8 protein-coding genes are annotated in these 12,877 nt (G+C 59.9%); 4 read left to right on the top strand and 4 right to left on the bottom strand.

The genetic code is table 11. From position 1 onward, the window contains the following. The first annotated feature begins 66 nt into the window (after positions 1-66). The 4 genes from V6L79_RS17000 to V6L79_RS16985 are packed head-to-tail and all read left to right on the top strand — an operon-like array spanning position 67 to position 7,140. On the top strand, positions 67-1,140 hold the full coding sequence (locus tag V6L79_RS17000; protein WP_261738487.1) for a YCF48-related protein: 1,074 nt from the start codon (positions 67-69) through the stop codon (positions 1,138-1,140). Between the two features lie 31 nt (positions 1,141-1,171). Then, positions 1,172-3,703 (top strand): MMPL family transporter, encoded by a 2,532-nt coding sequence (locus V6L79_RS16995; protein WP_338579232.1) that lies wholly within the window; start codon positions 1,172-1,174, stop codon positions 3,701-3,703. Next, entirely contained in the window at positions 3,696-5,474 is a 1,779-nt protein-coding gene (locus V6L79_RS16990) for an acyl-CoA dehydrogenase C-terminal domain-containing protein (RefSeq protein WP_338579231.1), read from the top strand. Before V6L79_RS16995 ends, V6L79_RS16990 begins: the two co-directional genes overlap by 8 nt. 22 nt (positions 5,475-5,496) lie before the next feature. Continuing rightward, the gene (locus tag V6L79_RS16985; RefSeq protein WP_338579230.1) at positions 5,497-7,140 is read left to right on the top strand and encodes a fatty acid--CoA ligase; all 1,644 of its coding nucleotides are present in this window, start codon (positions 5,497-5,499) and stop codon (positions 7,138-7,140) included. Between the two features lie 15 nt (positions 7,141-7,155). On the opposite strand, the gene V6L79_RS16980 is transcribed toward V6L79_RS16985, so the two are convergent. The 4 genes from V6L79_RS16980 to V6L79_RS16965 form a co-directional block, all read right to left on the bottom strand. Then, positions 7,156-8,280: a tryptophan 7-halogenase gene (locus V6L79_RS16980; protein WP_338579229.1), complete on the bottom strand. Its 1,125-nt coding sequence runs from the start codon at positions 8,278-8,280 to the stop codon at positions 7,156-7,158. Beyond that, complete coding sequence (lodA, locus tag V6L79_RS16975; RefSeq protein ID WP_338579228.1) at positions 8,267-10,291, bottom strand: CTQ-dependent lysine 6-oxidase LodA; 2,025 nt, start codon at positions 10,289-10,291, stop codon at positions 8,267-8,269. Before lodA ends, V6L79_RS16980 begins: the two co-directional genes overlap by 14 nt. A 497-nt stretch (positions 10,292-10,788) precedes the next feature. Continuing rightward, positions 10,789-11,061: a hypothetical protein gene (locus V6L79_RS16970; RefSeq protein ID WP_338579227.1), complete on the bottom strand. Its 273-nt coding sequence runs from the start codon at positions 11,059-11,061 to the stop codon at positions 10,789-10,791. A 399-nt stretch (positions 11,062-11,460) separates the two neighbouring features. Beyond that, on the bottom strand, positions 11,461-12,798 hold the full coding sequence (locus V6L79_RS16965) for an amidohydrolase (RefSeq protein WP_321836942.1): 1,338 nt from the start codon (positions 12,796-12,798) through the stop codon (positions 11,461-11,463). Positions 12,799-12,877 lie beyond the last annotated feature (79 nt).

The raw sequence follows: 12,877 nt of genomic DNA, 5'->3' as shown, positions 1-12,877 counted from the left end.
GTGACCGACTCTGGCCCCGGGTTGTGCTCAGGCGCAGCCCGGCGTCGCTTGCCTGGAAGGTGCGGTATGGGTTCTTTGAAAAAAATCATGCGGGTGCTGCTGTGTTCGATGCTCGCGCCGTTGCCGGTCGCCGCTCTGGCGGCGGGCTATGTGGATGTGCTGGAACTGCCAGCCAAGCCCAGTGCTTTGGCCGTGCACAGCCCTTTGGTGGGTATCGCTCGCGCAGGTGAGCGATTGGTCAGCGTGGGGCAGCGCGGCCACATTGTGTATTCCGATGATGCGGGCCAGCACTGGGTGCAAGCCAGCGTGCCGCTGAGCAGTGATCTGAATGCGGTGTTTTTTCCGTCGCCCCGCCAGGGCTGGGCGGTGGGCAATGATGGGGTGGTACTGCACAGCAGCGACGCTGGCGTCACCTGGAGCAAACAGCTGGACGGTCGCCAGATCGGCGATTTGCTGGTCAGGCATTACACCGCGCTGGCAACTGCCGAACCGGCCAATGAGCAATGGCCATTGCTGGTCGCCGAAGGTCAGCGCCTGGCCGCAGAAGGCGCCGACAAGCCGTTGCTGGATCTGTGGTTCGCCAATGACCGGCTCGGTTATGTGATTGGCGTCTTCAACCTGATCCTGCGTACCGAGGACGGCGGTCAGAGCTGGACCCCGTTTCAGGACCGCACCGACAACCCCCAGGGGTTTCATCTGAATGCCATCGCCTCGACCGGCGACGGCCTGTATATCGCCGGCGAGCAGGGCCTGCTGCTCAAATGGCAGGCTGACCAGCAGCGGTTCGCGGCCTTGCAGCCGCCGTATCAGGGCAGTTTTTTCGGGGTGGTCGGCAAGCCTGGTGAAGTGATCGTCTACGGCCTGCGCGGCAATGTGCTGCGCAGCACTGATGGCGGGGCGCACTGGAGCCCGCTCAACAGCGGGGTGCAGAGCAGCATCACGGCCGCGATCATCGATGCGCAAGGTCAATACGAGCTGTTTAGCCAAGCCGGGCACGTGCTGGTCAGCCAGGCGGGCGGCAGCGGCTTGCGGGCGCTGGCGCAGCAGAACCTGCCGCCGGTGGCTGGCGCTGCCCTGGCCGCCGACGGTTCGCGGGTGGTGGTGGGTAGCCGTGGTGCCCAGGCACTGGTCGGCAAGTAAGACCTCGAAAATCTAGAGCGAGAACCCAGACATGGGCAATATAAAGCAAGACAGCATGCCGGTGATCCACGATCTGCGTGATTTCGATCGCCAGTCCGGCAACCTGCTGGAACGGCTGGTGTTCAACCACCGCCCGCTGTTCATGGTGCTGATGGCACTGATTACGGTGGTGCTGGGCTATATGGCGGTGACACGTCTGGAGCTGCGGCCCAGTTTTGAAAAGATGATTCCCCAGAGCCAGCCCTATATCCAGAACTACCTGGAGAACCGCCAATCCTTGCGTGGCCTGGGCAACTCGGTACGGGTGGTGGTCGAGAACACCGGGGGGGATATTTTCGACCCCGCTTATCTGGAGGTTCTCAAACAGGTCAACGACCAACTGTTTATCACTGAAGGGGTTGATCGGGTCTGGATGAAATCGCTGTGGAGCCCCGGCGTGCGCTGGACCGAGGTCACTGAAGAGGGTTTTCAGGGTGGCCCGGTAATGCCCGGGACTTATCGGGGTTCGCCTGCCGACATTGAGCAACTACGCCAGAATATCAGCCGTGCCGGGATCGTCGGCAGCCTGGTAGCCAGTGACTTTAAATCCAGCATGTTGATCGTGCCTCTGCTGGATAAAACCTCGGCCACGGGCCAGGGCATCAACTACCAGCAGTTCTCGCGTTTGCTCGAGGAGCAGTTGCGCGACAAAATCGAATTCGCCGGTGACAGTGCCGCCCGCAAGGCCGGGGAGGAGGGCAAGGGCCAGTACAAGGTGCGGGTGATTGGGTTCGCCAAACTGATGGGCGACCTGATCGATGGCCTGATTCAGGTCATGATGTTCTTCGGCCTGGCGGTGCTCACTTCGCTGCTGATCATCTACTGCTATACCCGCTGTGTGCGCAGCACGCTACTGGTAGTGGGGTGTTCGCTGGTCGCGGTGGTCTGGCAACTGGGTATCGTTGCATGGCTGGGCTATGCGATTGACCCGTACTCGGTACTGGTGCCGTTCCTGATCTTCGCCATCGGCGTGTCCCATGCGGCGCAAAAGATGAACGGCATCATGCAGGACATCGCCCGTGGCACCCACAAGCTGATCGCCGCCCGCTATACCTTCCGCCGCCTGTTTATTGCCGGGGTCACCGCGTTGCTGGCGGATGCGGTGGGTTTTGCGGTGTTGATGCTGATCGATATCCCGGTGATCCAGGACCTGGCCGTCACCGCGAGTATCGGGGTCGCGGTGCTGATTTTTACCTCTTTGTTGTTGATGCCAGTGGCGCTGTCCTATGTAGGCGTCGGGCGCAAGGCGGCCGAACGTGCGCTGAAGCTCGAAACACGGGCAGACGGGCACAAAGGGTTCGGCAAGCTTTGGGATCTGCTCGACCGTTTCACTACACGCAAATGGGCAACAGGCGCGGTGCTGGTGGCGCTCCTGATGGGTGTTGGCGGCTTTGTGGTCAGTCTGCAACTGCAAATTGGCGACCTCGACAGCGGCGCTCCGGAGTTGCGCGCCGATTCGCGCTACAACCGTGACAACGCCTACATCACCAGTCACTACGCACTGTCCAGCGACCTGTTCGCGGTGATGATCAAGACCGCGCCGGAAGGGTGCCTGAATTACCAGACGCTGATTCTCGCCGACCGACTGGCCTGGGAGTTACAGCAGTCGCCCGGTGTCCAGGCCACGTCGTCGCTGGTCAACGCCGTGCGCCAGATTACGGCGGGCTCCTACGAAGGCAACCCCAAGCTCAACAGCATTCAGCGTAATCAGGACGTGCTCAACTATGCCGCCCAGCAGGCCTCGGTCAATTCCCCGGAGTTGTTCAATACCGACTGTTCGCTGATGCCTGTGATTGCCTTTCTCAAGGACCACAAGGCCCAGACCCTGGACGCAGTGGTGAACATTGCCGACACCTTCGCCAGACAAAACAGCACCCCGGATCGTCAGTTCCTGCTGGCTGCCGGTACGGCGGGGATCGAGGCCGCGACCAATATTGTGGTGCGCGAAGCCAACCGCACCATGCTCCTTTACGTGTATGCGGCGGTCACGCTGTTTTGCCTGATCACCTTTCGCAGTTGGCGCGCCACGCTGGTGGCCTTGCTGCCGCTGGTGCTGACCTCGATCCTGTGCGAAGCCCTGATGGTGTTCATGGGCATCGGGGTAAAAGTCGCGACCCTGCCGGTGATTGCCCTCGGCGTGGGGATTGGCGTGGACTACGCGCTGTATTTGCTCAGCGTGCAACTGCATTACCAGCGCCAGGGTCTGTCGCTGGGCGAGGCCTACCGCAAGGCGGTGTCCTTCACCGGTCGGGTAGTGGGGTTGGTGGGCATTACCCTGGCGGCTGGCGTGGTGTGCTGGGTCTGGTCGCCGATCAAGTTCCAGGCGGACATGGGCATTTTGCTGACCTTCATGTTCCTGTGGAACATGCTGGGCGCGCTGATCCTGATTCCGGCCTTGTCATATTTCCTGTTGCGCGGCCCCGCGTTTATCCCTCGTGTTGCCCCTGAGCAACCGGCCGCCAACATTCAAAAACCGGGCATGCGTCGTGCCCGCACACTGTCCGAGAAAGCCAATCATGTCTGAATACACAGCTCCCCTGCGCGACATGCGTTTCGTGCTCAATGAAGTTTTTCAGGTGTCCAGGCTTTGGGCCCAACTACCAGGTATGGCCGAGGTGGTGGATGAGCAAACCGCTGCCGCGATCCTTGAGGAAGCAGGCAAGATCAGCGCCGGGATCATCGCGCCGCTGCGCCAGACAGGCGATGAGCAAGGTTGTACCTGGAGCAGTGCGGGGGTTAAAACCCCGGAAGGTTTTGTCGCCGCTTACCAGGCATTTGCCGCCGGTGGTTGGGTGGGGCTCGGCGGTGCTCCGCAGTTCGGTGGCATGGGCATGCCCAAGGCAATTAGCGCCCAGGTCGAGGAAATGGTCAACTCGGCCAACCTGTCGTTCGGCCTGTACCCGATGTTGACCGCCGGGGCCTGTCTGTCGATTTACGCCCATGCCAGCGAAGAGTTGAAGCAAAAGTACCTGCCGAACCTGTATGCCGGGGTCTGGAGCGGTTCCATGTGCCTGACCGAGGCCCACAGCGGCACCGACCTGGGGCTGATCCGCACCCGCGCCGAGCCACGGGCTGATGGCAGTTACGCGATCAGCGGCAGCAAGATGTTTATCACCGGCGGCGAGCATGACCTGAGCGAGAACATCATTCATCTGGTACTGGCACGCCTGCCGGATGCACCTGCGGGGCCCAAAGGTATCTCGCTGTTTCTGGTGCCCAAGGTGATGGTCAATGCCGATGGTTCCTTGGGCCAGCGCAACGCGCTGTCCTGCGGCTCCATCGAGCACAAGATGGGGATCAAGGCGTCCGCCACCTGTGTGATGAACTTCGACCAGGCCACCGGCTGGATCATCGATGCACCGAACAAGGGCCTGGCGGCAATGTTCACCATGATGAACTACGAGCGTCTGGGCGTAGGTATCCAGGGGCTGGCCCAGGGCGAGCGCTCTTATCAGGGCGCTGTCGAATATGCTCGGGAGCGTCTGCAAAGTCGTGCACCGTCCGGCGCGCAGTATCTGCATCAGGCCGCCGACCCGATCATCGTGCACCCGGACGTGCGCCGCATGCTGCTGACCATGAAAGCGCTGAACGAGGGTGGGCGGGCATTTTCCAGCTACGTGGCCCTGCAATTGGACACCGCCAAATACAGCGAAGACGCGGCCACCCGCCAGCGCGCGCAAGACCTGGTAGCCCTGCTGACCCCTGTGGCCAAGGCATTTCTCACCGATATGGGGTTGGAAACGACGCTGCACGGGCAGATGGTCTTCGGCGGTCATGGCTATATTCGTGAGTGGGGCCAGGAGCAACTGGTCCGCGACGTGCGCATCACCCAGATCTACGAAGGCACCAATGGCATCCAGGCCCTGGACCTGGCAGGGCGCAAGACTGTGGGCAGCGGCGGGGCACTTTACCGGTTGTTCGCCGACGAGATGCGTCAGTTCACCGCGTCTGCTGGTGCCGAGCTGGCCGAGTTCTGCAAACCGCTGAACGCGGCCCTGGACAATCTGGACGAACTGACCGCCTGGTTGCTGGATCGCGCCCAAAACAACCCCAATGAAGTCGGCGCAGCCTCGGTCGAGTACCTTCAGGTGTTCGGCTATACCGCCTACGCTTACATGTGGGCGCGGATGGCCGGGGCGGCGCTGGGCAAACAGCAAGAGGAGGACTTCTACGCCAGCAAGCTGGGCACTGCGCGTTTCTACTTCGCTCGCCTGTTACCGCGAATTCACTCCCTGAGCGCGTCAGTCAAGGCGGGCAGCGAAAGCCTCTACCTGCTCGATGCTGCGCAGTTCTAAAACAGTTTCAGGAACAACCACAATGCTGAACACAAAAATAATTCCACCAGCACCCGGGGCCTACACCTACCCCCTGTTAATCAAGAGCTTGCTGCTGTCGGGTGAGCGCTATGAGCCCGACAATCAAATCGTCTATGCCGACACGCTGCGCTACAGCTACAAGACTCTTAACCAGCGCATCCGCAGGCTGGCCAATGCGCTGACTACTGCTGGGGTCAAGGCGGGAGACACGGTGGCCATGCTCGACTGGGACAGCCACCGCTACCTGGAGTGTTTTTTTGCGGTGCCGATGATTGGTGCCGTGCTGCACACGGTCAATATTCGTCTATCAGCGGATCAGGTGCTCTACACCATGAACCACGCCGAAGATGATCTGGTACTGGTGCATGATGACTTTGCGCCCTTGATCGAGCAGATTCACGCTGGGTTGACCACGGTTAAAGGCTATATCAGGCTTTCGGATAACCCCGCGAGCGGCACTCAATTACCGGTGTTGGGCGAGTACGAAAACCTGCTGGCCGAGGCTTCGGCTGACTATGACTTCCCCGACTTTGATGAAAACTCGGTGGCGACGATTTTCTACACCACGGGCACCACCGGCAGCCCCAAAGGGGTGTACTTCACCCATCGCCAGTTGGTGCTGCACACTCTGACGGCCGCCGGTTCCCTGAGCGGTTACCAGAGCATGCCACTGCTGCGCTCCGATGACGTTTATATGCCCATCACCCCGATGTTCCATGTGCATGCCTGGGGCGTGCCCTATGTGGCGACCCTGATGGGCATCAAGCAGGTGTACCCCGGACGTTACGAACCCAACAGCCTGGTCAGGCTGTTTCGCGAAGAGAAGGTCACATTCTCGCATTGCGTACCGACCATCCTGCAAATGATCCTCGGCTGCGACGAAGCCAAGGATACGCGCTTCGACGGCTGGAAAATGCTCCTGGGCGGCAGTGCCCTGACCTTGGGAATTGCCAGCCAGGCCAGCGCCAAAGGGATCCAGGTTTACAGCGGCTACGGCATGTCCGAGACCTGCCCGTTGCTGTGCACCAGTTTCCTCAGTGCAGCCGAGATCCAACAGTCGACCCAGGTGCAGCTCACTCAGCGCATCAAGACCGGCATGCCCACGCCGATGGTGGACCTGAAACTCATCGATGGCAGCGGCCATGTCGTGGCCCACGATGGCGAGTCCCTGGGCGAGATCGTGGTACGGGCGCCATGGCTGACCCAGGGCTATTTGCATGAGCCCGAAAAGGGCGCCGAACTGTGGCAAGGCGGTTGGATGCACACCGGCGACCTGGCCTCCATCGACCCCAAGGGGCGGGTTGAAATCAAGGATCGAATCAAGGACGTGATCAAGACAGGAGGCGAGTGGATCAGCTCTCTGGACCTGGAAAACCTGATCAGCGAACACCCCTCGGTGATCTCTGTCGCCGTGGTGGGGATTGCTGACGAACAATGGGGGGAGCGGCCAATGGCGCTGGTCGTGTGTGTGCCAGGGCACACGGTCGATCAGCCGATGCTCGAAGCCCACCTGCTACAGTTTGTGGCCTGTGGCCGGATCAACAAATGGGCCATCCCCAAGCAGTTCGACTTTGTGGCCGAAATCCCGAAAACCAGTGTTGGCAAGATCAACAAGAAGTTGATTCGGGAAAATCAGCGACTGTAGCAAAACAGGGATAACTCAAATCACCTCAGCATTGCCCTGGCGACGAGCCCAGAACGGTTGATCGCTGTACCGGGTTTCGACGTTGTAATAGCTGCGCTTGAGGGTTTGATATTCCTCCACATGCCGCTGGATATCGTCAGCGTAAGCAGCCTGTTGCAGGGCGTGATCCTGAGGCCGGTCAATGCAACTGGCGGCAAGTCGCGCGGCGTGTATTCCAGTGCTCAAGGCGTAGCCGATACCCATGGATGACAAGGGATCGAACGCCGCTGCGGCATCACCCGCTGCAACCCAGCCATTGCCACAACTGGGTTGCAGTTGCTGTGAATGGGCAGGCCATACGTGCAGCTCACCCGTCAGGGTCCGTTCTCCCAAGCGCAGGCGTGTATTGGGGGCCTGTGCGAGTGCGCTTTTCCAGAGCATGGACCGGTCGCAATGGGAGGCTTGCAAGACGTCGGCGTCGGTCATCAGCACGGCAATTGTCCTGCCATCCGGGATCGGTGCGCTGTACCACCAACCCAGCGAAATGGCTTCGACCAATGAGCTGGATTCGACCGGCGTATCGCTGGCGGCAAAGTAGGCTGACACGCCCACCAGACGATCATGTTGTACCGTCTTTGCGCCAAGCGCTCGCCCGAGCCAGGCACTGCGCCCACTGGCGTCGATCAGGTAGCGGCACCAGATCGGTTGATCAGGCTCATTGTCCAGTTTGACTGTCCAGCCTGACGCTTGCCTGTGGACCTGCCTTACTCGTGCCCCCAGCACCAGATGTGCGCCGAAACTGCGGGCTGCATTGGCCAGGCCAGCATCGAAACGTGCGCGATCCAGATGCCAGCCGTGCCCGCGACCGGTAAACAGGAAGTCGCGGGTGCTGACCTGTGCATCTCCCCAGGCAGCCGTGAAGGCATGGGATGGGGCAAAATTACCCTGGCGAAAATGCTCGCCAACCCCCAGATAGTCCAGCAAAGGCAGGACGGCAGGGGACAAAGTCTCACCAACCTTGTCCTGTCCATAGCCGGTTTGTTCCACCAGCATCACCGAGAGACCGGTATGACGAAGCAGGGTGAGGGCCGCCGCACAACCGGCGGGACCTCCTCCTGCAATCACCACATCAACGATCTTCGGCTCGTTAGCGGCCAACATGACCTCGAGTCGACATGGCCCCGAAGACCTGGATTTTCTTATGCTGCGGGTCGGGCGCCAGATACCAGGTGTTAAAGAAGTTGACGTCAGCACCGCTTACCACGTTGGCCGCACTGGCCACCGCCACACTGGCGCTGATGAAACGCTCGTTATTGCGCTCGGTCTCCACGAAGTTGGGGAACAGATCGCGATAAGGCCCTGTCACTTCGTTGGTGATAAACCCCAGGTAATGCCAGGCCTGGATCATCTCCGCGAAGCTATTGATGCCCCGGTTGTAGATCGATTGCATGCCCGCGGGTATTCCGGCCTGCTCCTGAGCCTGTGCCGATAGATTGCCGGGGATAATGTTCCAGGGGCTTTGTGGCGGCCACCAGTAGGCGTAGTACGCAGGAGGTTTAGGAATGCCGTCTGCCTTGTTGGTTTGCGGGTCAGTGAAGTTGATGTTCTGCACGGTGCACTGATAAAAGTCCGACTGCCATGGTGTGGCCATGCGCTTGGTCAAGTCTCCGGGTTCGCAACCCTGGAAGGTGGTCGAGGGGTCGGTCTCGTTTTCACAAGGCTCCAGGCCGTGTTGGCGGTAGTAGTCTTCATCGTGCCTGTGTTTGATCCGATAAGGGGCTTCATAAAGCTCCTTGCTGTAAAGACTCCATGTGACCTCAATGCCCGGACAGAACGGCCCGCCAACGCAGTTGCCGATGCTTGCGCGGTCCAATTCGACCACCTGCGACACGGGCTCGCACTCAAGGTTGTCAAACTTGCCGTCTGCCCATTGGCTTAGCAGGAAGTATTGGGTCCGGGTCAAGGTCAGGAACTTGTCCAGTACCTCATTGCTGACAGAGTTGGAACCCGAATTGAGCGGCATCAACGGAGCGTTGCTGCCCTTGTCGAATAACTCGGCGGTTTGGCCACCGGTAAAACCGTTTTCGCCGGGCCTGCGGAATAAGCTGAAATAAGCCTGACGGTACTGCAGGGCCTTTTCACTGGGGTCAGTCGCATCGAAAGGCGCAGGCGAAAAACTGTTGAGTGCCGGGATCGCTGCCACCCAACGGTAACCCGCCGGACGCTTGATAATCGGCTCAATATCGCGCTGGTAGTTGGCGATGTAATTGGTGTTGTACTGTTGTTGGCTGTAAAGCTCAGGGTTAAGGTTCAGCTCACGGACACCTACATCGAACGCCACATCATCGAGAGTGACAATGTTCTGCAGTTCGGGTGCGAACTTGGGTGAGGCCACAACACACCAGGCCTTGAGGATTTGCGGCTCGCTACTGTCCTTGAACGTCAGCTTGCAGGTAACCGGGCCATCAGAGATATCGTCATGCCAACTGTCGGCCCCGGCAAAGCTGGTGATGGGCAAATTGCCTCCGGCATGGCCGAATCCGCCCAGTACCAGCAACCGACCCTGACTGTCGGTAAGGATCGCACCTAACGTATTGATGGCAAGGCCCTGGCTTGGCTTGTCGTTAGGGGCGTACGACGGAAACGAACCGTGGGTGTAGTCCGGGGGGATGTTGGTGCGGGCGAATTGCAGTTGAGGCTGGAGCGAGCCGGATACAGAGCGTGGGCCTGGATCAATAAGCAACTGGCTTTGTCGATCGTTGGTAGCAACGTTGCTGTTGCGCAAGGGCACTTTCCAGGCCTCATAGCTGTTGTCAGCCCCCAACAGCAGGTTGCCCTGTAATTCACTGAAGGTATACCAAGCGGCTTTTTTGTTGGCCAGGTGAACCGTCCACTCCATACCGGCAATAGCGGGGTCGGCCAGTGTTACCTCATGGCTTGTTCCGTCATCATCCACTGCAAACAGGCAAAAGCGCGCGGCCTGACGCTTGATACAGGCCTGCCCGTCCTTGTACTGACTGACATACACGGGTTGCCCGTTATCCAGAACTTGGTCTCCCTGTGGGCTGCAAACCAATGGTCTGCCGCCCAATTGCTCCGGGGCCAGATAAAAGTCCGTCAGACTGTTGCCCACACGCGCAATACCGATGCTGGGACCGATTACATACTTCATTACCGCTCTCCTTGTCTTGCTTTCCATAGTCCCGCAGCCCATGCAGAGGCGTAGGGGGTTGCTTGCAGGTCACCGCAAGACGACAGGAGCCAATACAGCGTTACCAGACAGATTTGGCCGGAACGTCAGTGCGTAAAGTATGAGGTCACAACGACAGCCCAGGCAGGCGGTCTGTTGGAAAACGAAAGGGGGGGAAAGAGCGACGTCATGGGCAGGTCTGTCCAGTACGCCGAAAACAGTCGGATATGAGTGTTCATCCTTGTAACTGTCCAGATTCCTTGGTCTATGAACTCTAGCCTCTGCTAAACAGATGTCAAATTGATATCGAGCAATATCGATGGGCGATGCCTGGGGATGTCATATTCGGGGGCGCCGAACCCTGTGCGGGAGCTGCGGTGCCAGTTGCTGCATCGCGAGCAGGCTCGCTCCCACAGTTTTTCAGTACAACCGTGGATCTGTGGGAGCTGGCTTGCCTGCGATGGCAGCACCACGGTCTGTCAGTTTGACCGGGCCGCATCTGCCAATAATGAGTCAATTACGCCGCGCGCCAATTCAACGCCGTGAATCACATTCCATAACTGCTCGGCGTCAAAGCCGCTGAGGTGGGGGCGGATATCGTCGGCGTTGGTTTCTGCGCCTTTGAGCAGCAGCGAAACTTGCTGCAGTGCGGCGTGGGCATTGATGCCAGGGTTGATGCCGAACAGGGAAGAGCCATGGTGGGCGCAGGTTTTGAGGGTGTCGAGGGGTGGGTCGGGGACTATTTTGTTCATTGTATTTTCCTGTATTGGCCAAGAGGCTGCCACTGGCCGCTGTCAGGCAGATAGGGTGGCAGCTGCGTGCGGGCTGACAGGCCGAGGGAAAGTACCAAAGCTCGGTGCACTCGAAAGTGCCCCGCACGCAGCCGCCATAACACAGGAAAATGTGTAAAGCGCTGAATTTGGTAAATCCGGGCAGTCTGTCAGGACCGGTCACTGACATCAGTGACCGGGCGAGACTATCCACGCCATTTCAGCGCCGCAAGGCGGTGGGGATTCTCTCGGAAACTTGCCGCGAAGGAAAGCGACTAGGCAGGTGCAGACGTTGCAAGTTATGTGGGAAACACCGCAGATCCACCGTGGGAGTGAGCCTGCTCGCGGTGCTGCTATCGCGAGCAGGTTCACTCCCACAACTCAGAGGCTGCTTGCCGCTCGTCCCGGATAATTCATCACAAACTGCACATGGGCCTTCACGCCCGTGGCCAGGGTTGCATCGTCGACGGTGAAGTAGGGGCTGTGGTTGTTCGCCGCTTTGCTCATGTCCTGTCCTTCAGGCGTGGCGCCAAGGAACACGAACAAACCCGGCACCTTTTCGGCGTAGTACGAGAAGTCTTCGCTTGGCGACAGGGACGCGGGCAACAGTTGCACCTTGCCCGGAGCTGCCAGCTCCAGTGCCGGAACCATGGCTGCGGTCAGTTGCGGGTCGTTGCGGGTGACCGGGGCATGGTTGACCAGCAGCAGGTTGGCTTCGGTCTCATAGGCACTGGCGATGCCTTGCACCAGTGGCGGCATTTTTTTCAGCAGGGTGTCGCGCACCGCAGCGCTGTTACTGCGAATGGTGCCGGTCATTTCCACGGTCTCGGGAATGATGTTGGCCGCAGAACCCGCATTGATTGTGCCGACACTGATCACGCCCATGCCTTGGGTCAGGTCGGCACGCCGACTGACCAGGGTTTGCAGGCCGTTAATGATGCCGGCGCTGGCCACCACCGGATCAACGCCGCTCCAGGGCGCCGAACCATGGGTTTGCTTGCCCTTGACGATGATACGAAAGCCATCGCTGCTGTTCAGCACCGTACCGGCTTTGTAATACAAATGACCGGTGGGATAGCCAGCCATCACATGCACGCCGAAGATGGCTTCGACCTTGGGCGAATCCAGGGCGCCGTCGCGGATCATCGCCTGCGCGCCAATCAGGGTGTCGGCCGCGAACTCGTCCACATCTGCCGCGCCTTCTTCCGCAGGCTGGAACAGGAACACCACCGTGCCCGCCACCTGGTCGCGATGTTCGGCGAGCACTTTGGCGGCGCCCAGCAGCATGGCGGTGTGGGTGTCATGCCCACAGGCGTGCATCACCGGCACGGTTTTGCCCAAGCGAATGCCGGTAGCCTGGCTGGCAAAGGGCAGGCCGGTCATCTCCTTGACGGGCAGTGCGTCCATGTCGGCCCGCAGGGCCATTACCGGGCCAGGCAGGCCGCCCTTGAGCACGGCGACCACGCCGGTTTTGCCCACTTGGGTACGCACCTGCAAGCCCAGGGCCTTGAGCTGCTCGGCGACCAGGGCGGCGGTCTTGAACTCCTGATTGCCCATTTCAGGGTTCTGGTGAATGGTGTGGCGCAGGTCGATCACCTGCGTATTGACCGCAGCGACGGCCGGGTCAACCCAGCTCAGGTCGCCAGCCTGGCTGGTGGTGGCAGTCAGTGCGCTGAGCAATGCGAGATACAAAGGGGCAGGGCGTAGACGAGTGAACATCGGTCTTCTCTTGCTTGTTTTTAGATCGCACAGGGTATGTCGTCGCCCACCGCAGTTGCGCAACCGGCGGGCTAAAAGT

The organism is Pseudomonas sp. ML2-2023-6 (assembly GCF_037055265.1).
GTDB lineage: Bacteria > Pseudomonadota > Gammaproteobacteria > Pseudomonadales > Pseudomonadaceae > Aquipseudomonas > Aquipseudomonas kulmbachensis.
The sequence above is the reverse complement of the archived record's forward strand: the minus strand, read 5'-3'. Positions and strand labels throughout refer to the sequence as shown.

Coding starts and splice junctions, on each gene's coding strand:
- V6L79_RS17000 (WP_261738487.1), top strand. CDS start 67: ATGGGTTCTTTGAAAAAAATCATGCGGGTGCTGCTGTGTTCGATGCTC.
- V6L79_RS16995 (WP_338579232.1), top strand. CDS start 1,172: ATGGGCAATATAAAGCAAGACAGCATGCCGGTGATCCACGATCTGCGT.
- V6L79_RS16990 (WP_338579231.1), top strand. CDS start 3,696: ATGTCTGAATACACAGCTCCCCTGCGCGACATGCGTTTCGTGCTCAAT.
- V6L79_RS16985 (WP_338579230.1), top strand. CDS start 5,497: ATGCTGAACACAAAAATAATTCCACCAGCACCCGGGGCCTACACCTAC.
- V6L79_RS16980 (WP_338579229.1), bottom strand. CDS start 8,280: ATGTTGGCCGCTAACGAGCCGAAGATCGTTGATGTGGTGATTGCAGGA.
- lodA (WP_338579228.1), bottom strand. CDS start 10,291: ATGAAGTATGTAATCGGTCCCAGCATCGGTATTGCGCGTGTGGGCAAC.
- V6L79_RS16970 (WP_338579227.1), bottom strand. CDS start 11,061: ATGAACAAAATAGTCCCCGACCCACCCCTCGACACCCTCAAAACCTGC.
- V6L79_RS16965 (WP_321836942.1), bottom strand. CDS start 12,798: ATGTTCACTCGTCTACGCCCTGCCCCTTTGTATCTCGCATTGCTCAGC.